This window comes from Hymenobacter sp. HSC-4F20 (genome assembly GCF_019599275.1).
Taxonomy (GTDB): domain Bacteria; phylum Bacteroidota; class Bacteroidia; order Cytophagales; family Hymenobacteraceae; genus Hymenobacter.
Genome location: NZ_JAHZTD010000002.1, coordinates 971,135 through 992,564 on the forward strand (window position 1 = coordinate 971,135; position 21,430 = coordinate 992,564).

The following is a 21,430-nucleotide window of genomic DNA, read 5'->3' on the forward strand; positions in this document are numbered from 1 at the left end:
CTTCTACCCCGCTGATTTCCTATGATTCATTTCGAAGAATTCACCCTCGACAATGGCCTTCGCTGCATTGTGCACGAGGACCACGCTACCCCCATGGCCGTGCTCAACGTGCTCTACAACGTAGGCTCCCGCGACGAAGACCCGGCCCACACCGGCTTTGCGCACCTGTTTGAGCACCTGATGTTTTCGGGTTCTGTGAACATCCCCAGCTACGACGAGCCCCTGCAGCTGGTAGGCGGCGAAAACAATGCCTTCACCTCCCCCGATATCACCAACTATTACCTCACCCTCCCCGCCGCCAACCTGGAAACCGGCTTCTGGCTGGAGTCGGATCGGATGCTGAACCTGGCTTTCTCGGAAAACGGCCTGGAAGTGCAGCGTAAGGTGGTAGTGGAAGAGTTCAAGCAGAACTACCTGAACCAGCCCTACGGCGACGTGTGGCTTAAGCTGCGTCCCCTGGCCTACCAGCACCACCCTTACCAGTGGGCTACCATTGGCAAGGAAGTAAGCCACATTGAGGAGGCCACCATGCAGCAAGTTCGCGCCTTCTTTGCCAAGCACTACTCGCCCGCCAACGCCGTTCTGGTAGTAGCCGGCGACGTGACCGTAGCCGAAGCCAGCCGCCTGGCCGAAAAATGGTTTGGCCCCATCCCCAGTGGCACCCGCTACGAGCGGCAGCTTCCCCACGAGCCGCGTCAGACGGAAGCTCGCTTCCTGGAAATAACGGCCGAGGTGCCACTCTCGGCCCTGTACAAGGTATACCATATGCCCGGCCGCGGCCAAGAGGGCTACTACGCTACCGACCTGCTGGGTGACGTACTCGGGCGGGGCAAGTCCAGCCGCCTGTACCAGCAGTTAGTAAAGGAGCAGCCGCTGTTCAATTCTATTTCGGCCTCCACTATGGGGTCTTTCGAGCCGGGCCTGCTGGTTATTAGCGGCAAGCTGAACACAGGCGTTACGTTAGAAGAAGCCGATGCCGCCGTGGAAGCCGTGGTAGCCGAATTTCGGACCACTGAGTTGGCTACTGAAGAGTTAGAGAAAGTAAAAAACCAGGCCGAAGCCAGCATCGTTTTCAGTGAAATTGAGTTGCTAAACCGGGCCATGAGCTTAGCTTTCAGCAAGCTGCTTGGCGACGCTGATCTGGTAAACCAGGAAAGCGCCAAGGTGCAGGCAGTAACCACCGCCCAGGTATTAGCAGCGGCTCAGGAAGTACTACGCCCCGATAATTGCAGTACGCTCTACTACCGCGCTCAGCCTACCGAGCCAGCTTCGACATCGGTGGAGCCACTACTGGCGGAAGCAACCGAATAAGCAACTTCCTTCTTTCTCATCATACGCACAAGAGCCCGCCCGGTACAGTACCGGGCGGGCTCTTGCATAAACATGGTACGAGGTGTAGCGAAGCTTACCAGCCGCTGCCACCACTACCCCAGCCGTCATCGGCTTTCTTCTTGGGAGCTGCTTTCTTAACAGGGGCGGCCGCTTTTTTGGTAGTAGCGCTGGCCCCGCCGCTTTTCGTGGCGGCTGAAGCTCCAGCAGCACTAGCTTTCGGTGCGGCCGGCGCCGGCGTGGCTGCTACCGGAGCAGGTTCAGGCTCGGGAGCCGGAATGATGGGCGCGGGAGCAGGAGCAGTCGGCACGGGGTCGGCGGAACGTACGGTCCGGCGTACATAGGGCGCCAGCGGACGGCCCCGGTAGTCGGTAGTTACCCGGCGCGAAGGGGCCGCGGTAAAACCCGGAGCCAGGCTAGCTCCAATGGGCTGCTGCTCGGCAGCAGGTGCTGCAGCAGCGCTACCACCGGCTGCCCCACCCCATTCTCCACCAGCCGAAGCAGGCGCTGCCGTAGCCGCGGGCGCCGCGGCTGGTTCGGGGGTAGGCGCTACCGCCGCCTTGGGAGCTGCTTTCTTGGCTGGCGCGGCCGCCTTTTTAGCCGGCGCACCCCAGCCATCGGAAGATGAATCCCAACCGCTTGATGATTTTTTCTGGGCAATGGCCGGCGCCGCCAGCAGCACGCCGCCAATCAACAACAGAGGGAAGAATTGACGAGTCATAAAAGAGAAGTAAAGCAGATTCTTACCGCAAAGGTACGGCACCCCGCGCGGGCCCGAAACCCTCGCCTTATTTTTTGCCCTAACGTGACCTTGCCGGGGAAGTTCCCGGCCCCGAGGTAATTCCAAAAATTATGCCGCGCGGGCTCTACGCCAACCTCAACCGTAACAGTAGGCTGGCTGGCCGCGCCGGCTGCTTATGGCCGGCTGACTGCCTTTTTGCTGCCATCCGCCGAAATTGTGGTGGGGCCGGCTGGCTGCTTGGCAGGCTTTTTCTTCAGCGGTCGTCCCATGTAGTCGGTCGTAGGCGGACTAGGCATATTCAGCCGCAGGCCGGGAGCCAGCTTCAGGTTTTCCTCATCACGCCGGCCCGAGCGGTTGTAGCGGGCATAAGCGCCGGCCCGGGCCTTGGAGCGGGTGGTAGCGGTACGGTGATAGGCCGCCTTGGTGCGGGGAGCCGACTTGGTTTGGGCCTGGGTTGGTAGGTAGGCCAATCCCCACGCTATACCAAGCAACACAACGGGTAGCAGTCTGATTTTCATGGCAAGGAAGTAGTAAAAGGTCAAGCAGTTACCATACGCCTTACCACATACGGCAACAGCCCGGTAACGGGTGTACCGTCCGGGCTGTTTGCGGGCACAAGAACGTAAAACGCGGAAGGCTACCAGCCAGCGGCCATCGGCTCTTCCGAAACATCAGCCTGCGCCGCGGCCGTGGTGGCAGCCACCGGCTTGCGCAGCGGCCGGCCATTGTAATCGGTGCTGGTGCCGCGGTAGGGTGCCGTGTTCATGCCGGGGGCCAGCATCACCCCCGACGACTGCATCATGGGGTCATCCTGGGCTACTTCTACGGAGCGCGGGCGCTTGGATTTGGGCTTGGCTACGGGGCGGCCGTTGTAGTCAGTGCTGGTGCCGCGGTAGGGGGAGGAACTCATGCCCGGCGCAATCAACACGCCCGATGAATGCATCATGGGGTCTGCGTCGGGGGTGGCAGCGGTTTCCCAGCCGCTACTAGGGCTGGCGGGGGCCACCTGCTCGCCCCAGGTTTCCTGGGCGGGCCACTCGGGCTCCGTGGCGGGGGCCACGCTGGTGTTGGCCAGTTTGCCGGCCTTTACTTTGGTTTGAGCCTGGGCGTCGGACGTGCTGAAGAAGGCCGCGGCCACGGCGGCGGCGAGAAGTAAACGTTTCATCGGAAAGGCAAATCAAGAGGTGAGTACCGTGCCCGGCCCGGCCGGGCTTGCAGCCGGTTGGCTAACGGGTGGCGCCCCACGTTTAGCCTCAGCTGTCGCTTGTACTCAAGCTAATTGCAGCAACCATACCAGTTTTCGAAGTAGCGCAGTGCGATGGAGCATCATCCTAGAAAATTCTCGTTTATCAAATTATATACACTTGATAATCAGCACTAAATTTTGATCTTATGGCGGTTCGTAAGCATCTAGTGGCAATCAACTTACCTTTGCGTTATGATGCAGGACAACATCGCGCGGCTGCAGGCCGAAATTGCGGCCTACGACCTTACCACCGCGGAACAGCTCGACCAGTTTCGCATTGCCTTTACCGGCCGCAAAGGCCAGCTGGCTGACTTATTTGATCAGTTAAAAACGGTGCCGCAGGAAGACCGCCGGGCCGTGGGCCAGCAGCTCAACCAGTTGAAGCAGCAGGCCCTGGCCCGCTTCGAGCAGCGCCAGCAGGAGTTGGAGGCGGCCGCCGCCAACGCGCCTGCCGACCCCACCTTCGACTATACCCTGCCCGCCATTCCGAATGCGCTGGGCACCCGCCACCCCTTAAGCTTGGTGCGCGAGGAAATCGTGCGCATCCTGGCCCGCATTGGCTTCAACGTAGAAGAAGGCCCCGAAATAGAAGACGACTGGCACAACTTCACTGCCCTCAACTTCCCCGAAAACCACCCGGCCCGCGACATGCAGGACACGTTTTTCGTGCGCCGCACGCCCGGCGAGCAGGAGTGGGTGTTGCGCACGCACACCAGCCCCGTGCAGGTGCGGGTGATGCAGACCCAGAAACCGCCTATTCGCAGCATTATGCCGGGCCGTGTGTACCGCAACGAGGCTATTTCGGCCCGGGCCCACATGATGTTTCATCAGGTGGAGGCCCTGTTCGTGGACGAGAACGTGAGCTTTGCCGACCTGAAGCAAACGGTGTATTATTTCGTGCAGGAGCTATTCGGGGCCGATATGCAGGTGCGGTTCCGCCCCTCCTTCTTTCCTTTCACCGAGCCCAGCGCCGAAATTGATATTACCTGCCTGATTTGCAAGGGAAGCGGCTGCAACATCTGCAAGCACACGGGCTGGGTGGAAATCGGGGGCTGCGGTATGGTGGACCCCGCCGTGCTGGAACAGGCGGGCATTGACTCGGAGCAGTACTCCGGCTACGCCTGGGGTATGGGCATTGAGCGCATTACCATGCTCAAGTACCAGATCAAGGATCTGCGCCTGTTCACTGAAAACGACACGCGCTTTCTGCGGCAATTTGAAAGCGCCCAGTAATCCGTAGTGGCCCTTCCGCTGTTCGCTCCCATCTGCCTCCAGTAGATGGGAGTTTTACTTATAGGCGTTGTGAACGCACCTACAGGCAATATTCTGCGTTATAAATCCCTGCCGAACGGCCAATGTGCCTCAGGCTCCCAGGTTCTGTTTCTTCCTGCCGACTTCCTTTCATCATGCATACGGTTTCTACACGGCACGCTAGCCTAACTAGCCTTCTTCTGCTGACCGGCGGGTTGCTGGCAAGTTGCAACTCTTCTGCTGGCGATGCGCAGCCGCAGATTCCGCTGGCGGCCGTGAATGAGGTGCTGTTTCTCTCGGACCAGCAGAATAGCAACCTGCGCTTCGATAATGGGGCCGTGTACCACAAGGGCGGGGTTCGGGGCCTGATCATCGTGCGGCAAAACGTTAGCAGCTACTTGGCCTTCGACCGCAACTGCCCTTACCACCCCCTGGACACTTGCGCCCGAGTAAAAATTGACCCTTTCCTGCGCCTCTATGACCCCTGCTGTAATTCGCAGTTCAGCTTCCAGGGGCAGGTGCAGGGCGGCCCGGCTACCCGGCCGCTGCGCCAATATAACACGGCGCTTTCCGGCAATACCCTGACAATCACGAACTAAGTGTTTTCTGAAAAAAAATTCAAAATACATGTTTGCAGGTTCCGAAAGTTTGCTCTAATATTGCACCAGCAACGGCAAAAAAGACGCCGCCATAACCGCTTCCTTAGCTCAGCCGGTTAGAGCATCTGACTGTTAATCAGAGGGTCCCTGGTTCGAGCCCAGGAGGGAGCGCCACGATTGAAGAAGCCCGCCCATACCCGGCGGGCTTCTTTGTTTTCAGGCCCAATGAGTTCACCTGCTACCCGTTTCGGGCCATACAAGAAGCATCGTAGTCCGGGTAACAAGCAGAACGTCGCCGGGGTAAACAATAGCTGTGTTGCCGGCAGGCGCCCTTCCAATGTGCTTAGGGCCTACTCACGCAGGAAATACGTCGTGAGGTAGATACTGCCGGGCTTCTTACTTTACCAACGCTTGATAAAGCCTACCGCCCACCCACACAAGCTTGCTGGGCTCCTGTAGATGGGCGGATTAGCTGATTGTTATGGTACGATGGGTTAGGCTGACTACTTCTGCACGGGCTTGAGGCTGATGGCTGCACCACCGCCCGGGGCCAATTGCAGCTTAAACGTAGAGCGACTGGTTACCTGCTGCTTGCGGATTTGATAAGCCATAGGATTCTTGTTCCAAGAAGCCCCAGGGCCGTCGGCGTAGATCGTGGCCTCGTAGCGCTGGCCTGGCGTTAGGAAATCGAGCTTAAGAGTTTGGGTACGGGCATTTTCGTCGGTGATGCTGCCCACGTACCATTCCTCCTTACCCTTCGCTTTGCGCGCCGTGGTGATATACTCGCCAGGCTCCGCTAGCAGCACACGCGTATCATCCCAGTCCACGGCCACGTCCTTGATGAACTGGAAGGCGTCGAGGTGCTGCTCGTAAGCTTCGGGTAGGTCGGCCGCCATTTGCAGGGGCGAGTACAGGGTCACGTACAGGGCCAGCTGCTTGGCCAGGGTAGTGTGCACCTGTTTGCCTTTGTTTTGGGCAGGATTCCAGCTTTCCAGCTGAATTTGGAAGATGCCGGGCGTATAGTCCATGGGGCCGCCCATCAGGCGGGTGAAGGGCAGAATCGTTTCGTGCTCCGGCGGGTTGCCGGTGCTCCAGGCATTAAACTCATTGCCGCGGGCCGCCTCGGAGGCCAGCCAGTTGGGGTAGGTGCGGTGCAGCCCCGTCGGGCGTACTGACTCGTGCATATCAACCATTATCTGGTTGGCGGCGGTTTTCTGGGCCGTATGCACGTAGTGGTTGACCATCCACTGGCCGTCGTGGTGCTCCCCGCGCGGAATGATGCGGCCCACGTAGCCGGTTTTTACCGCGTCATAGTTGTGTTCCCGCATGAAGCGGTAGGCCGCGTCCTGGCGCCGCTCGTAGTTGGTCACCGACGAACTGGTTTCGTGGTGCATCATCAGCTTGACGCCTTTGCTATGGGCGTACTGCTGCAGCTCGGCCACATTGAAGTCGGGGTAGGGCGTCACGAAGTCAAACACCTCTTCCTTCCAGTTCCCAGCCCAGTCTTCCCAGCCTACATTCCAGCCCTCGACCAACACACTAGCCAGGCCATGCGTGGCGGCAAAGTCGATGTAGCGCTTCACGTTGGCCGTATTGGCGCCGTGGCGGCCGTTGGGCTTGAGCCGGTTCCAGTTAGTACCGCCGAGCTTGATATTGCTGGTGTCGGCGTAGTTCCAGCTGGCTTTGTTGACGTGCATTTCCCACCACACGCCCACAAACTTCTGGGGCCTGATCCACTCGGTGGAGGTCAGGGCGCTGGGCTCGTTCAGGTTCAGAATCAGCTTGCTGGCCAGTACCCCGGGGGCTTTGTCGCTGACTACAATAGTGCGCCAGGGGGTATGCTCCGGAGCCTGCAGGTAGGCCTTGGCCCCCGTGCCGGTGGCGTCGGGGACAAGCTGGCTGCGCAGGCCGAACGTCTGGGTATTCACGTTCAGGAACATGGCCGGGTAGTTCACAAGCGCCGCCTCGTGGATGTTCACGTACAGCCCGTCATCGGACTTGAGCATGAGCGGGGTCTGAATGCGGTGCGGGTCCGACTTCTGCTGAATTGGCTCGATGGGCGTAGTATCGACCTCACTCAAGCGGGTAGTGCTGTACGTGTACTCGTTGGAGTCGTAGTCGCCGGGAATCCAGAAGGCCTTGTGGTTGCCGGGCAAATTGAACTCCGTCAGCTCGTCCTGCACCGTAAAATAGGTCAGCCCCGGCTGCTGGGGTACTTCGTAGCGGAAGCCCACGCCATCGGCAAACACGCGGAATACCACATCGAGCCGACGACCGGGAGCGGCGGCCTGGCGCAGGTGCACGGTCAGCTGGCGGTAGTGGTTGCGGATGCTCTTTACCTCGCCCCACACGGGCTGCCAGGTATCGTCCACCTCCTTCGTGTCGCTGCCGGTCAGCACCAAGGGCCCCTCAAAGCCCTGCCCGCTCGCGAAGGCCAGACCCAGACGGGAAGGCGTAATCACTGTTTTGCTGCCGTAGTGCACGGCATAGGTGGGTTGCCCGTTGGCGGCCAGGGCAACGGTTAGGCTAACTTTATCCAGCCGCGCCGTAAGAGAAGCGGCATGCTGGGCAGAAGCACGCTGGCCGAGGGGTAGCAGCAGCGCGAGGTACAGAAATTTCTTCATGGAATGGATTGGCAAAGCACGAAAAAGCGAGGCGCAAAGGTACGAGTCCGCGGGGGGCGGAACCGGTCCCATAGTATACTATCCCGCAGATTCAGGACAGAAACGAGGACATTGCTACCTACTAGCTGGCCGTATGGTGCAGCTGGAGGAGTACCCGGCGCTAACGGTAGCTGAGACTTCGTGCGTCAGGCGCCTTGTGGCTACCTAGCCTGGGAAACACGCTGCCGTTTTTTACTGTGTTCAAGATTAACCTTTTGCCAGTAAGCGGAGTACATGCAACAGGAGCTACATAGCGGCGCTTCCATTCCACCTTCTCTCCTGCACTTTATGTCTACCTTCCGTTTTCCCCTCACTATAGCTTTCCTCCTGCTGTTTACTTTCACGCTGAGCAGCTGCGATGCCATCGGCACTATCTTTAAGGCTGGTGCCTGGACAGGGCTGATTGGCGTATTTTTGATTGTGCTGCTGCTCTGGCTGGTTGTCAACCGCTTCCGCCGGCGCTAAGGACCCAATATTCCGTCGCGGGCAGATAACCCATAAAAAACGCCTCCCCTTACTACAAGAGGAGGCGTTTTTTATGGGTTACGCTGCGGGCTATTCTTTAACTACGCGAATGCTCTGCGTACCCTGGTCGGTGCGGATGCGCAGCAGGTACACGCCCGCCGGGTGCCGGGTCAACTCGAAGGTACGGTCGGGGGCCAGCGTGGCCACGCGCGCACCCAGCAGGCTGAATACTTCGCCTTCCAGCACCGCTGTGGTGGCTGGCAGCAGCACCTGAAAACGGGTAGTGCCGGGGTTGGGCAGTACTTGGCCGCTAGCTACGGCAGTAGTCACTACCGCCACTGCCGACTCGCTACTGGTTCCATCGGTATCAACCTGGCGCAAACGGTAGTAGCTAACGCCGGCCAGCGGCGCTGTATCGAGAAAGCGGTAGCGCTGGCTGGTAGTTGTAGTGCCGTGGCCGGCTACGGTACCAATAGGGCTGAAGTGCTGACCAGTGGCGCTACGCTCCACCACAAACCGGTCGTTGTGTAACTCCGTGGCCGTTTGCCAGTTGCACTCTACCCCAGTGGCGCTACGGGTTGCAGTAAATGCAGTCAGCTGCACCGGTAGCACGCCGCGGCTTTGGGAAGTGACGCCAAAGGGGGAGAACTTTTTGATACTCCCTTTTTTGCTACCCTTCATACTGCCTTTAATCATCAGGGCTTGGGTCTCACGTACCCCATCCCAAGTGGCGCCCGTCGTGTAGTGGTCGATGAAGGCGTTGCTGGCCTGAAAGCCGGTGGCTTCATCTTTGGCAGTCCAGAAAGCTTGCAGGGTTATATCAGAGTTGCCCGGTACTTCCTCGCTTACAAACCACGTCTTCTTGACCACTCCTGCCGTAATAGGGTCAGTTCCGTTCTCGTTGGCGTCATAGGAGCGAAACACATTGTTGGCCACCCGCACCTTGTAAGTATCCTCCGAATTAGCGGCCGTTTGCGAAAGCACTACCGGCGTATAATCGGTGAGGCTGGGCGTTACGGCTACCGGGAAGGTAACCTCGGTGCCGGCGCTGGTAACGGTTTGCCGCAGTCCTCCTTTCCCGTCCGTAACAAAAAGCCCCGAGCCAGCTTGCATGTCAATCGTGGCCTCCTTCAGAACGGTCACATCGAAGTCTTTAAGAGTCAGGGCGGAGAGCCCCGCACTAGCAAAGCTTACCTTGTTGCTAATCAGAACATTGCCACCAAGATGCTTCGGCCCGGTACCGGTAAGCTTCAGATTGCCATAGCTGCCGCCTGCTACTACTTGACTGCCTGTGGTGGCCGAATTGCTGTATTCTACGGTGCTGGTAGTTGCTAATGCACCCAGAACGATACCGCTGGCTAGTTTATCAATTTGTAGGGTTGAGCCCGCCGTAACATCCACGGTTGCGGCCAGGTTGTCATTGCTGCCCAGGTAAAGGGTAGCAGGTTCTCCGGGGCGGCCTACAACCAGCTTGGTATTCGTGCCTTTTATATTGAGAGGCGCCCCGCTACTTAACCGACTGACGCCCGGCGTGTTGCCCCTTACATAAAAGGTAGTGTTATCTAGGTTGAAATTGTTAGGAGAGGTGCCAGAGCCATCTGTATTTACGCCCCAGGTGCCTTTATCACTTAAGCTCCCGGTAGCAGCTGAGTAGAAGATATTGGTTTCCGGCGTAATGGTTACATCATCCAGGCTTAGCCCGTTGCCGTTGGAAGTGGAGTTAAACACATACGACCACCGGATCATAATCTCTTCGCCATCAGCTAGGCCAGCTCCAAAAGGAGAAGAACCATCGCCCAGCAGCTTGGCCCGCGCTACCCGCCGATTGGTAGCAGAGTTTCCATCGCTGCTGGCAATAACGGCCGCCGTAGAGGGAGCAGGCACAAACAGATCAGGGATTTCCGTCCAAGTGCCGCTGACCAGGGCTTCTTTGCTTGCGGTGGTGGCGGAAGCCGGCAGTTTCCGGTACCACACCCGCACTTTAGCGTCATCTACCTTACCGGAGTTGTACCACTGCTCCATGGCATAAGCTACTTCCAGATTTTTGATCAGGGTGCCGGAAGCGTTCTGCAACCGAATTCCAATGTAGCCAACGCCAGTATCGGTGCTGGTAGCCGCAATGCCGCCCAGCGCCCGGTCGGACGTGTTGGTAGTGGTAGAGCCGAAATGGTACCAGCCTGCCCCAGCGGCGGTGCCATCGGGGTTTACTGTGTTGCCTTGCGAGCCATTATCGGGGGGAATAGTTCGGTCGTAATAGGTCAGGCCGGCCGCGTTAGTCCGAATGCTGGTCGGAAACTCTTGCGGTCCGAATTTATTCAGCGTAAAACCGGCGTACACGCCCGGCAGCGTCACGTTGTTAGAGAACACCTTATTGGTGCCGCTCAGCCCATCGAAGTTTTGCACATACGGCGCCAGGCCATTGGAGGTAGCAGTAGGCTTGTCGCGGAATACGTACTGGGCTTGGGCCGAGCCTGCAACGCAACTAAGCAGAGCTAGCAGCGGAAGCATACGAGTAAACGGTGCTTGCATAGGTAGGAAGATAGAAGTAGTCAGAGAATCCCATTGTGATAAATTCTTACAAAAAAATCCCACAATGATCCATCAAAACTATATAATCATTCCTATTTATATTTATATGACTGCATTAATAAGTCTATTTATAAGTAATATCATATAAAGTTACTACCTGAAGCACTATAATTCTTTGGTTAATTCAATTTAAAATAGAACATAATCCAGGCTTAGGGCTAAGCATCATAGCTAGTAGAAAAAGAAAGAGCCTAGCACTACTGCTAGGCTCTTCCACAATGAAGAAGAAATACTTCTTTACGAGCTCTTTTTCGGCATAGTACCTACGATATGATCCCAGAGGGTGGTGCTTACCCCAAAAGCAATTTCGTCTTGGCGGTAGTGGTGCTGGGCGTGGTGGTGCCACCAGAACTTGAGAAAGTTCTTTGGGGGAGCGTACACGTGAATGGCATAATGCACAAACAGGTACAACGCATAGCCAAATACGAATCCGGCCAGAATACCTAAGCCAGCATAGCCAAAGGTGAAGCGGAAAATGAAGAACAGCAGCGAGGTAACGAATACCGTCAGGATGGGCGGCATGGCCAGGCGGGTTTCATCTTTCGGAAACTCGTGGTGCACGCCGTGCATGGTGTACTGAAACTTGGCTTTGCGAGGCGTGTCCGTATTCATGTGATACACAAAGCGGTGCATCAGATACTCGGCCAGGGTAAACAGCAACCAGCCCGCCAGAAACAGGCCAAAGGCCGACAGGCCCGTGAGCAGCCCACGGCTTAGCCCGTAATACAGGCTCACGCCCGCTACCGAGAAAAAGATGGTAAGCGGGGCTGCAATATGCGTGTGCGTAAGCCGCTCCAGCATGGGGTTTTCAAACAACCGCGCCGAACCCTTGTGCTTAGGCTTGATGGCGTCGGGGGTTTTGGCTGCCGTTACTTTGGCAGCAGTTTCCGGAACTTCGGAGGTAGTGTTCATACCAATACAGGAATGATGAAGGCGCAAAAATACGTACGACCGCGCAAATGCCAGATCAACAACACGCCACAACTTACGCTGTAGCGTTGTAGCGCGCCAGCAGTTGTTGCACCGCCTCTAACGAACAGGTAGGAGCGGCACAGCATAACGGAGCGCGGTCGTAAAACTGTTGGCGGGTAGCTAAAGTTTCGTGCAGGCGCGCCGTGAGAGCAGCAGCGTCGGTGCTGGCGGCTAGCAGGGGCCGGCTGGCGGCTGCTCGTAGCAGGCGCCGCACCAACTCCGGCACGGGCACGGCCAGGTACAACGTCAGGCCCGTTTCAAGCAGCACCTCCAGATTATGATGAAAGCAGGGCGTGCCGCCGCCCGTGGCTAAAACGAGCGTAGGGGTAGTGGCAATTACATCGCGCAGCACATCGGCTTCTACCTGCCGAAAATATTCCTCGCCATCCTGCGCAAAAATCTCGGATACGCTCCGCTGTTCGCGCCGAATGATTTCCTCATCCAGATCCAGAAAGGGCACACGATAAGCAGTGGCCAGGGCGCGGCCCAAGGTAGTTTTGCCTGCTCCGGGCATCCCAATGAGGTAAATGCGCATGAGGAAAAGGGTGAGAAACGTGAAAGAAACAGGACCGAATACGCAGAAGCCCCGAACAACAGATGGGCAGGATAGCAGCCTCTTATGCGTCAGCTTCTACTACCTTTCTCACAACAGGTTTAGCCCAGCTTCACCCGCGGGTCGAGCACGGCGTAGAGCACGTCCACGGCAATATTTACCAGCACAAACAGGGCCGCAATAAAGATGGTAGCCCCCATGACCACCGGAAAATCCAGGTTCTCAACGGCACGCAACGTAACGGTGCCCAGACCTTTCCAATTGAAAATATACTCAATAAAAAACGCCCCCGCCATCAGGGAAGCCAGCCAGCCCGACACGGCCGTGATAACCGGATTCAGTGCATTTTTCAGCGCGTGCCCTACTACCGTGCGGTAGCCCGAAAGGCCCTTGGCCCGAGCCGTGCGGATATAATCCTGGCTCATCACCTCCAGCATGGACGAACGAGTAAGCTGCACGATAACGGCCAGGGGCCGGATTCCGAGAGCAAAGGCAGGTAGCAGCAGGTTTTTCAGCACCAGGTGGCGGCCCGAGAAGGGGTCGGTTTCGTAGAGTTGGCCCGTGAGGTTGAGGCCGGTCCAGTGGCTCCAGTAGAAACCAAACGTCATGGCAATCAGGATGGCGGCCACAAAGGAAGGCACCGAAATACCCAGCACGGAGGTAGATACCAGCGTCCGATCCAGCCAGGAGTGTGGTTTGAGGGCCGCTACTACCCCCAGCCCAATGCCCAACACCGCTGCCAGCACCATAGCGGCCACGGCCAGCCAGAGCGTGCCCGTGAAGTGGTCAAGCAGGATACTGAGCACCTCTTTATTGCTTTGGAAAGAGCGGCGCAGGTAAGGCGTTTTCAGCACTAGGCCTTTGTTGCTGCCGAGGGGTAGCAATTGCATCCCGCCGTATTTTGCTACCCCCGCCGAGTCGCGCGGGTGCACGCCCAGCGGCGATACATCATTGAGGTAACCTAAGAGTTGGCCGGGCAACGGCTGGTCGAGGCCGAGGTCGGCGGCAATGGCGGCGCGGGTGGCGGCGTCGGAGCGCTGCCCGGCCAGCAGGGCCACCGGGTCGCCGGGCAGCACCTGAAACAGGAAGAACACCGTGAGGGCCACGCCCGCCAGCACCAGCACGCCCTGCCACAATCGACTCAGAATGAAAGGTAGCATCTTTTTCAGTTGCCCGCTGTCAGGGGCAAGATGCCGGGCAGCAACAGGAATATCCTGGCAACCGGCACCCCGCCACTTATTTACAGCAGTGTTTCCAGCTTGCTGGCGTCGGGAATGTCGTGGTAGTGGAATTTGCCTTTCACTACCCCATTCTGGAGCAGAATAAAGCCGGGGTTGGAGCGAATCATCGACTTAAGCACGGTAGCATCAGCGAAGTAGTAGGTGCCAGCCAGGTTCACGTCGTGGCGGAAGGCATCGAACTCCTGGGGGCTGCTGCTGGTGATAATCAGGGGCCGAATCTGCTTGCGCGATTTGGCAGCTCCATCCATCAGCTTGTTGATATCCTTGAACCGGTCCCGGTCGGCGGTGGTGGCGCTCTGCACGATGAGCAGCAGCTTGTTCCCGGTTAGCACCTCCTGGGTGTGGTCCTGGCCCTCAGCATCGAAAATGGAGAAGTCGGTGATGACAGGCTTGGAAGTCAAGGGGTTCAGCACCTCCATGCTCTTGTACTTCCAGGTTGAGTCGGTGGGGTATTCGCTGAAGGTTTTGGTTTCGCCGTTGCGCTCCATCACGTACTGATACTTGGCCGGCTCCTGGGGCTTCATCAGCTTGGCAATGTCGTTACCTACTTTATAGGGCAGGAAATCGAAGTAAGGCAAGTGGCCCAGGGCGCGCACCCCAATGCCAATGGCCACGGCCGAAGCCAGCGTAATGTACATCACGCCCAGCGTGCCCTTGGCAAACACCCGGCGCAAGTAGCGCTGATTGAAAAACACCACAGCCCAGAGCACCAGCAGGAACAGGTCTTTGGCAAACGAGGTCCAGGGCGTGAGCTTGATGAAGTCGCCGAAGCAGCCGCAGTCGGTTACCTTATTGAACGCCGCCGAGTAGAACGTCAGGAATCCGAAGAATACCAGCAAAGCCAGCAGCACCCACAGGGTTTGGCGCAGCATCCAGCGGAGCAGCACGGCTACCCCCAGCACTACCTCCAAGGAGCTCAGGAAGATGCTCAGGGTGCGGGAATACGGGATGAAGATTTCAAAGAAAGAGCCGAAGTCTTTCGAGAAAACCTCGAAATATTCTTCCAGCTTCAGGGCCGTCCCGACGGGGTCGTTCAGCTTCACCAGGCCCGAGAAGATAAACACGACGCCCAGCAGCAGCCAGCAAATACGGGTAAGTTGTTTCATGAACTACGTGGAGTAGCAGAGTAAGTGAGTAGCGGAATAACTGCTCTGACGCTAATGCAGTTGCATCTGTGCTCCGTGCTTTTGGCAGGAGGCGCCCAGGCTGATACGCAAATGTAGGTTCAGGAGCCGTTTACTCCATTACTCTGCTACCCCATCAGTTGCCGCAAACCCCATCTTAATCAGCACGAACACGGCGTAGTTCAGCATGTCGCGGTAGTTGGCCTCCACTCCTTCCGATACGCGCGTCAGGCCGCCCAGGTCCTCAATCTGCTTGGTGCGGTGCAGCTTCATCAGGATGATATCGGTGATGCTCTCAATGCGCATCTGCCGCCAGGCCTCGCCGTAATCGTGGTTTTTAGCGAATAGCAGGCGGCGGTTTTCGGCTACCTGCTCATCGTAGGCCAAGGCCACAGCCGCCGGCTCCAGCTCTAAGGGCGCCTCGGCGGGCAGGCCTAGCTGCATGAGGGCAATAATGCAGTAGTTGATGATGGCTACAAATTCCTCCTCTACCCCATCGGCCACCAGCTGCGTGCCTTTCTCCTGAATGCTGCGGATGCGCTGGGCTTTGATATAGATTTGGTCGGTGACGGAGGGTAGGCGCATAATGCGCCAGGCCGTGCCATAGTCGTGAGTTTTAGCCAGAAACAGCTGGCGGCACCGCGCAATGACCCGGTCGTACTCGTGCTGGGTTTGATTCTCCAAGTTTTTCAGCCTATTTTGTTGCAATCCGCCCATTGTCATGCTGACAAGGGAACATCTGGCCAGAAGGCGTTTCACGCCTTCCTGCGGCCAGTCCGCGTGCTGCTACAGCTGCGCGGGCACCACATCAGGCATGACGCTCCTTTCCGCTCCCACCATGCTCCAGGCTCCGCAAGATACATGCTTTTCCCCGAGGCAAACCCTGCGCTGCCCCGGTGGGCGGTTGCTCGATTTAAGCCAGCCGCGAGTCATGGGCATCCTCAACCTCACTCCCGATTCTTTCTTTGCCGGCAACCGCATCAGCAGCCAAGATGAGTTGCTGCGCCGGGCCGAGCAGATGCTGCGGGCTGGTGCCGCCGTGCTTGATTTAGGCGGTTACTCTACCCGCCCCGGTGCCGAGCATATTTCCACCAACGAGGAAAAGCAACGCCTGCTACCCGCCGTGGAAGCCGTACGCCGGGAGTTTCCGGAGGTCTTTCTTTCAGTAGACACCTTCCGGGCCGACGTAGCAGCTGAAGCCATTGCCGCCGGTGCCGACATTCTCAACGACGTCAGCGGCGGCACCCTGGATGAGGCCATGCTACCAACGGCTGGCCGGCTGGGTGTGCCCTACATCCTGATGCACATGCGCGGCACACCCCAAACCATGACCCAGCACACCCACTACGAGGGCGACCTGGTGCTGGAACTGGTGCGTTACTTCCGCGACAAGCTGGCCGAGCTGCGCCGCCACGGCGTAGTAGATGTGGTGCTGGACCCTGGCTTTGGGTTTGCCAAAACGCCCACCCAGGGGCATGAGCTGCTGCGGCGGCTGCGGGAGCTGCATGTGCTGGGCTTACCTATTCTGGCCGGCCTCTCGCGCAAGAGCATGGTATATAAGCCGCTGGGCCTCACACCCGACGCTGCGCTGGCGGGTACCATCACCGTTAATACCCTCGCCGTGCTCAACGGGGTCCGGCTGCTGCGCGTACATGACGTGGCCGAAGCCGTGCAAACCATTCAGCTCGTTTCGAACACCTTTCCCCTACCCTACTTGTCGTGATTGGCGCTTTCACTATCGGCTTCCTGCGCATTGGCTGGATAGACGTCGTGGACGTGCTATTGGTCACGGCTTTGTTTTATCAGCTGTATAAGCTGCTGACAGGTAGCGTAGCCCTGAAGGTATTTCTGGGTTTCATGTCGCTCTACCTCTTTTATCTGGTAGTAAAGGCAATGGGCATGGAGCTGCTGACCAGCATTCTGGGGCAGTTTATGAGCGTGGGCGTGCTGGCCGGCATTATTCTGTTTCAACAGGAAATTCGGCGGTTTCTGCTCAACGTGGGCAAGGCTACCTCCTTCGGCAGCCGCATGCGCATGTTTCCGTGGCGGCGCGAGCCGGCGCAGGAGCGCATGAACATCACCCCGTTTATTGAAGCCGCCAAAAGCCTCTCGGGCAAAAACACAGGGGCGCTGATTGCCTTCAGCATGGCCTCCGACCTCAAGTTCTTCGCTGATTCCGGCGACCTGATTGATGCTGCCGTGAGCAAGCGCCTGCTCATGAGCATCTTCAACAAAACTTCTCCCCTGCACGACGGGGCCGTGATTATCACGAATGGCCGCATCCGAGCAGCTCGCTGCATTCTGCCCGTGAGTGAAAACCCCGATGTGCCCGCCTCCATGGGCTTGCGCCACCGCGCCGCCATCGGCCTTACCGAAATAACGGATGCTATTGTACTGGTAGTAAGCGAAGAAACCGGCCAGATTTCCCTGGTTCGCGGTGGGGAAGTGTTCCGCAACCTCGCCCCCGCCGACCTCCGCGCCCGGTTAAATGAATTCCTGTTCGATGTAGCGCCTAAGCCTACCTCCTCTACTGGCTCGAAAGCCGAGGTAGCAGCGTAGGTGAATTTCATAGGTATTACGATTCCTCGCAACGTGCCTGCACAATGTCCCCTGTGCTATTCCAATTTGGAGGTGCGGTTATGTGCCCCGTGTGACGAATGCGGCGGTGATGTTCCAATGGAATTGGAACACCTGCAAGCGGGCTTGCACACACGACAAGTTTTGCCCAAGCTGCAACCGTAGGCTAAAGTTTCTCTGCTTCGTGCACGCTATTCGAGCACTCAACCAACAGCAATAAGGCCCGCACTCATCAGCACGGGCCTTATTCTTACTACTGTCTTACAGGTACTTACGGCGTGTTCTGCACCACTTGGCCGGCTTCCGGCTGCTGGGCGGAGGGCTCCTTGATGGTGCCTAGCTCACGGCCTACCTCAATGAAAGCGTTGATAGCCTTATCCAGGTGGGCGCGGGTGTGGGCGGCGCTGAGTTGCACCCGGATGCGGGCCTGACCTTGGGGAACTACGGGGTAGTAGAAGCCGACCACGTAGATACCTTTCTCTAGCATTTTGGCGGCAAACTCTTGGCTCAGCTTGGCGTCGTAGAGCATGACGGGCACGATGGGGTGCTCGCCGGGCTTGATGTCGAAGCCGGCTTCCGTCATGCGCTGGCGGAAGTACTTCGTGTTTTCTTCGAGTCGGTCACGCAGCTCGGTGGTTTCCGTGAGCAGCTCCAGTACCCGCAGGCTGGCACCCACAATGGCCGGGGCCAGGGTGTTGCTGAACAGGTAGGGGCGGCTGCGCTGGCGTAGCATGTCAATGATTTCCTTGCGGCCCGAGGTGAACCCACCCATGGCGCCGCCCAGGGCCTTGCCCAGGGTGCCGGTAATAATGTCGACGCGGCCCATGACGTTGCGGTACTCGTGGGTACCGCGGCCAGTTTTGCCCAGGAAGCCCATGGAGTGGCACTCGTCAATCATCACCAGGGCCTCGTACTTATCAGCCAGGTCGCAGATTTTGTCGAGCTGGGCGATGGTGCCGTCCATGCTGAACGAGCCGTCCGTGACGATGATGCGGTGGCGGGTGCCCTTGGCAACGGCATCCTGGAGCTGCTTTTCCAGGTCCTGCATGTCGTTGTGGACGTAGCGGAAGCGCTGGGCTTTGCACAAACGCACCCCATCAATGATGGAGGCGTGGTTCAGGGCATCGGAAATAATGGCGTCCTGCTCGTTGAACAGGGGCTCAAACACGCCGCCGTTGGCATCGAAAGCCGCCGCGTACAGAATGGTATCCTCGGTGCCCAGAAACTCGGCCAGCTTCTGCTCCAGCTGCTTATGAATGTCCTGAGTCCCGCATATAAAGCGCACCGACGACATGCCGTAGCCGTGCGTGTCAATGGCTTCTTTGGCGGCCTTCACTACCTCCGGGTGCGACGACAACCCCAGGTAGTTATTGGCGCAGAAGTTCAGCACTTCCCCGGCCTCGGTGGTTTCAATTTCGGCGCCCTGGGGCGAGGTTATCACGCGCTCCTTTTTGTAGAGGCCCGCGTCCTTAATTTCCTGAAGCTGCTTTTCGAGGTCAGGTTGAAGAGTAGTGTACATAAGGAAATGGTGAGTGGGAAGTTAGAGGCGATGGGGGAGGTAGCAAAGGTAAGCGTTTGACGGGCAGAGGTACCCTGGCTCCCTTTGCAATTCGTGGTGGTTGCTCTTCATTACTCCACCCAAACCTGTTATTCTGAGTGAGAACGAAAGACCTCTATCAAGGATGATTAGTTACTATCCCACCAAAGCGGCAAAGGCCCTTTGGTGCCACTTGATACGCAGAACGCTCAGGACGACAGACACATTTACTTACCTCGTTTTCGCCTCCTTTGAGCCAAAAAACGCCTGCACTCCGCGGCGGCCGCTACTCATTAGCCGCTGCTTATCCGACTCCGACATCCGTTTGATTTTGGGGCTGAAGCCTTCGGTGTTGATGCTGATGGTGCGGCGCCAATCTTGGGGGTGGGTGCGGTTGAGGGTTTCCTCGGTGAGGTTATACAGGGCCGCCACGTAGCTGGAAAAGCCATTGATGTCGTAGGGAGCCAACTGCTGGCGGCCGGTGGGCAGCGTGTCGCAGGCAATCTGCTCGGCCCGGTCGAGGCGCAGGCCCAGGGTTTCGGGGTTGAACACGCGGCCCTCGGTATCGGACGTGGCGGAGGCTTGGAGGCGCGGGGGCAGGTAGCGCGGATAATCGAACAGCTCTACGGGGTAATTGGCTAGCAGGCCGCCATCTACCAGTACCTGCACCGGCTGGCCTTTGGCGGGCTTCCCATGAATTACGTTGTTCTGCGCATCGAGCAGCACTGCCCGGAAATACAGCGGAATGCTCATGCTGATGCGCACGGCATCGGCTACGCGCATGGTGGGGTTGGTTTCGTAGCTGAATACCTGGATGCGCTGTTGGGTAAGGTTGGTACCGGTGGTATACAGGTCGCGGAAGCGGCCGGGCTGCTGCTGGGCCAGCTCGTGCAACTCCAGCAGCGTGAGTTCGGGGCGGTTGGTTTTGCGGGCCACTAGCTGCATGAGGTGGTCGGTGAGGGCATCGCCGCGGTACCAGCCGTACTGCTTCATCAGCCGGTGGCTACCGCCCAGAAACATAAACCGGCCATCGTTGAAACGCTGAATGGGGGTAGTGTTTACCACCTTTACAATTTCCTGGGGCGAATACCCGACGGCCAGTAAGGCTGCCTGAATGGCCCCGGCCGAGGTGCCGCCTACCCTCTTGACGCTGTCGAGCACGCCCTGCCGCGCCAATTCCTCCAGTGCTCCGCCGTAAGCCACGCCCCGGATGCCCCCGCCTTCCATCACCAAGTTGCGGTACACCGGAGGGGTAGTAGATTGGGCATGGGCGGCCAAGCACTGCCCGAATATCACAACAGCAGCAAGTAGAGATACACGAAACATACAGAATACAGGGCGTAAGCGGGGCACTGATGGAAATAGTACTGGGCTGCCAAGTAAATCAACCGAAAGCCAACAACCTACCACTGCCGCTACCAACCACTAGATACCGCTAGTCGCGCCGCGGTTGTATGCGCTACCGTCATTTGCAAGCGAGCAGCAAAGAACCGTTCGGCTCAGTTATCTTTGTTGCCCCCATCCACCCCTACCCTTCAACCACCCCCGAATGAACACCTCCAGCACTTCTGCCGCTACCCCCGGCGACACCATCCTTGTTATTGGCGCCGGCGGACAACTGGGCCTGGAACTCACCCATGAGCTGCGGCAGATTTACGGCGCTTCCAATGTGGTAGCCGCCGATGTGCGCGCCCCCAAGGATGCTGAAACAACCCAGGCCGGACCGTTTGAGCTGTTGGATGTGCTGGATAAACATCGGTTGGAAGAAGTTATTCGCCAGTACAAGCCCAAGCAGGTGTATCACCTGGCCGCGCTGCTGTCGGCTACGGCCGAGAAGAACCCCAAGTTTGGGTGGCAGCTGAATATGGATGGCCTGTTTCATGTGCTGGATGCCGCCATAGACCTGGGCGTGCAGCAGGTATACTGGCCCAGCAGCATTGCCGTGTTCGGGCCGGATACGCCCCGCCACAACACGCCCCAGCTTACCGTCATGAACCCTAACACGGTGTACGGCATCAGCAAGCTGGCCGGGGAGCAGTGGTGCGAGTGGTACTTCCGCAAGCACGGGCTGGATGTGCGCAGCCTGCGCTACCCCGGCCTCATCGGCTACAAGAGCCTACCCGGCGGTGGCACCACCGACTACGCCGTGGACATCTACCACAAAGCCGTGGCGGGCCAGAGCTATGAGTGCTTCCTTTCTGAGGAAACCTACCTGCCCATGATGTACATGCCCGACGCTCTGAAGGCAACCCTGGACCTAATGCATGCGCCCTCGGACAGCATTAAGGTGCGCAGCTCCTATAACCTGGGCGCCATGAGCTTCAGCCCCCGGGAAATAACGGCCAGCATTCAGCGCCACTACTCCGAGTTTGAGGTAAACTATAAGCCCGATGCCCGCCAGCAGATTGCCGATTCCTGGCCCGCTAGCATCGACGACTCCAAGGCCCGCCAGGACTGGGGCTGGCAGCCGCAGTTCGACCTGCATAAGATGACCGACGATATGCTGCTGCACCTGCGCCAGCCTGTGGCAGTAAGCCTGTAG

At 58.1% G+C, this 21,430-nt stretch carries 19 protein-coding genes and 1 tRNA gene; 8 read left to right on the forward strand and 12 right to left on the reverse strand.

Annotated features, from left to right (window positions below):
- Positions 1 to 21: 21 nt before the first annotated feature.
- The gene (locus tag K3G63_RS13925; protein WP_220614699.1) at positions 22 to 1,311 is read left to right on the forward strand and encodes a pitrilysin family protein; all 1,290 of its coding nucleotides are present in this window, start codon (positions 22 to 24) and stop codon (positions 1,309 to 1,311) included.
- A 94-nt stretch (positions 1,312 to 1,405) separates the two neighbouring features.
- Here the strand turns inward: K3G63_RS13925 and K3G63_RS13930 are convergent, their stop codons facing one another.
- The 3 genes from K3G63_RS13930 to K3G63_RS13940 all read right to left on the reverse strand — a co-directional run bounded on the left by K3G63_RS13930 (position 1,406) and on the right by K3G63_RS13940 (position 3,236).
- On the reverse strand, positions 1,406 to 2,050 hold the full coding sequence (locus K3G63_RS13930; RefSeq protein WP_220614700.1) for a hypothetical protein: 645 nt from the start codon (positions 2,048 to 2,050) through the stop codon (positions 1,406 to 1,408).
- Between the two features lie 194 nt (positions 2,051 to 2,244).
- On the reverse strand, positions 2,245 to 2,589 hold the full coding sequence (locus K3G63_RS13935) for a hypothetical protein (protein WP_220614701.1): 345 nt from the start codon (positions 2,587 to 2,589) through the stop codon (positions 2,245 to 2,247).
- 119 nt (positions 2,590 to 2,708) lie between these two features.
- The gene (locus K3G63_RS13940) at positions 2,709 to 3,236 is read right to left on the reverse strand and encodes a hypothetical protein (RefSeq protein WP_220614702.1); all 528 of its coding nucleotides are present in this window, start codon (positions 3,234 to 3,236) and stop codon (positions 2,709 to 2,711) included.
- 276 nt (positions 3,237 to 3,512) lie between these two features.
- Here K3G63_RS13940 and pheS point away from each other — a divergent pair, with 276 nt between their 5' ends.
- The 3 genes from pheS to K3G63_RS13955 all read left to right on the forward strand — a co-directional run bounded on the left by pheS (position 3,513) and on the right by K3G63_RS13955 (position 5,341).
- Positions 3,513 to 4,550: a phenylalanine--tRNA ligase subunit alpha gene (pheS, locus tag K3G63_RS13945; protein WP_220615112.1), complete on the forward strand. Its 1,038-nt coding sequence runs from the start codon at positions 3,513 to 3,515 to the stop codon at positions 4,548 to 4,550.
- Between the two features lie 173 nt (positions 4,551 to 4,723).
- On the forward strand, positions 4,724 to 5,167 hold the full coding sequence (locus tag K3G63_RS13950) for a hypothetical protein (RefSeq protein ID WP_220614703.1): 444 nt from the start codon (positions 4,724 to 4,726) through the stop codon (positions 5,165 to 5,167).
- A 97-nt stretch (positions 5,168 to 5,264) separates the two neighbouring features.
- A tRNA-Asn gene (locus tag K3G63_RS13955) sits at positions 5,265 to 5,341 on the forward strand.
- 329 nt (positions 5,342 to 5,670) lie between these two features.
- Here K3G63_RS13955 and K3G63_RS13960 read toward each other — a convergent pair.
- Entirely contained in the window at positions 5,671 to 7,791 is a 2,121-nt protein-coding gene (locus K3G63_RS13960; protein ID WP_220614704.1) for a glycoside hydrolase family 97 protein, read from the reverse strand.
- A 327-nt stretch (positions 7,792 to 8,118) separates the two neighbouring features.
- Between K3G63_RS13960 and K3G63_RS13965 the strand changes: the two genes are divergently transcribed.
- Positions 8,119 to 8,295: a hypothetical protein gene (locus K3G63_RS13965; protein WP_220614705.1), complete on the forward strand. Its 177-nt coding sequence runs from the start codon at positions 8,119 to 8,121 to the stop codon at positions 8,293 to 8,295.
- A gap of 90 nt (positions 8,296 to 8,385) precedes the next feature.
- Here K3G63_RS13965 and K3G63_RS13970 read toward each other — a convergent pair whose 3' ends face one another.
- From K3G63_RS13970 to K3G63_RS13995, 6 genes are all read right to left on the reverse strand, one after another.
- Positions 8,386 to 10,824, reverse strand: a complete 2,439-nt coding sequence (locus K3G63_RS13970) for a T9SS type A sorting domain-containing protein (RefSeq protein ID WP_220614706.1) — start codon at positions 10,822 to 10,824, stop codon at positions 8,386 to 8,388.
- A gap of 297 nt (positions 10,825 to 11,121) precedes the next feature.
- Positions 11,122 to 11,796 carry a sterol desaturase family protein gene (locus K3G63_RS13975; protein WP_220614707.1) on the reverse strand — a complete coding sequence of 225 codons (675 nt, stop codon included), beginning with the start codon at positions 11,794 to 11,796 and terminating at the stop codon, positions 11,122 to 11,124.
- Between the two features lie 73 nt (positions 11,797 to 11,869).
- Positions 11,870 to 12,391, reverse strand: coding sequence for a shikimate kinase (locus tag K3G63_RS13980; RefSeq protein ID WP_220614708.1), 522 nt, complete (start codon positions 12,389 to 12,391; stop codon positions 11,870 to 11,872).
- A 119-nt stretch (positions 12,392 to 12,510) separates the two neighbouring features.
- Complete coding sequence (locus K3G63_RS13985; protein WP_220614709.1) at positions 12,511 to 13,569, reverse strand: ABC transporter permease; 1,059 nt, start codon at positions 13,567 to 13,569, stop codon at positions 12,511 to 12,513.
- A gap of 80 nt (positions 13,570 to 13,649) precedes the next feature.
- Positions 13,650 to 14,756, reverse strand: coding sequence for a BT_3928 family protein (locus K3G63_RS13990; RefSeq protein WP_220614710.1), 1,107 nt, complete (start codon positions 14,754 to 14,756; stop codon positions 13,650 to 13,652).
- A gap of 138 nt (positions 14,757 to 14,894) precedes the next feature.
- Complete coding sequence (locus K3G63_RS13995; protein WP_220614711.1) at positions 14,895 to 15,458, reverse strand: DUF1599 domain-containing protein; 564 nt, start codon at positions 15,456 to 15,458, stop codon at positions 14,895 to 14,897.
- 247 nt (positions 15,459 to 15,705) lie between these two features.
- On the opposite strand from K3G63_RS13995, the gene folP reads away from it, so the two are divergent.
- Both folP and cdaA read left to right on the forward strand, forming a co-directional pair.
- Positions 15,706 to 16,497 (forward strand): dihydropteroate synthase, encoded by a 792-nt coding sequence (gene folP, locus K3G63_RS14000; RefSeq protein ID WP_259404445.1) that lies wholly within the window; start codon positions 15,706 to 15,708, stop codon positions 16,495 to 16,497.
- Positions 16,494 to 17,333, forward strand: coding sequence for a diadenylate cyclase CdaA (gene cdaA / locus K3G63_RS14005; protein WP_220614712.1), 840 nt, complete (start codon positions 16,494 to 16,496; stop codon positions 17,331 to 17,333). Before folP ends, cdaA begins: the two co-directional genes overlap by 4 nt.
- Before the next feature lie 289 nt (positions 17,334 to 17,622).
- On the opposite strand, the gene kbl is transcribed toward cdaA, so the two are convergent.
- Both kbl and K3G63_RS14015 read right to left on the reverse strand, forming a co-directional pair.
- Positions 17,623 to 18,870 carry a glycine C-acetyltransferase gene (kbl, locus tag K3G63_RS14010; RefSeq protein ID WP_220614713.1) on the reverse strand — a complete coding sequence of 416 codons (1,248 nt, stop codon included), beginning with the start codon at positions 18,868 to 18,870 and terminating at the stop codon, positions 17,623 to 17,625.
- Positions 18,871 to 19,119: 249 nt separating this feature from the next.
- Positions 19,120 to 20,214, reverse strand: a complete 1,095-nt coding sequence (locus K3G63_RS14015; RefSeq protein ID WP_220614714.1) for a patatin-like phospholipase family protein — start codon at positions 20,212 to 20,214, stop codon at positions 19,120 to 19,122.
- A 223-nt stretch (positions 20,215 to 20,437) separates the two neighbouring features.
- Here K3G63_RS14015 and K3G63_RS14020 point away from each other — a divergent pair, with 223 nt between their 5' ends.
- The gene (locus K3G63_RS14020; RefSeq protein ID WP_220614715.1) at positions 20,438 to 21,430 is read left to right on the forward strand and encodes an NAD-dependent epimerase/dehydratase family protein; all 993 of its coding nucleotides are present in this window, start codon (positions 20,438 to 20,440) and stop codon (positions 21,428 to 21,430) included.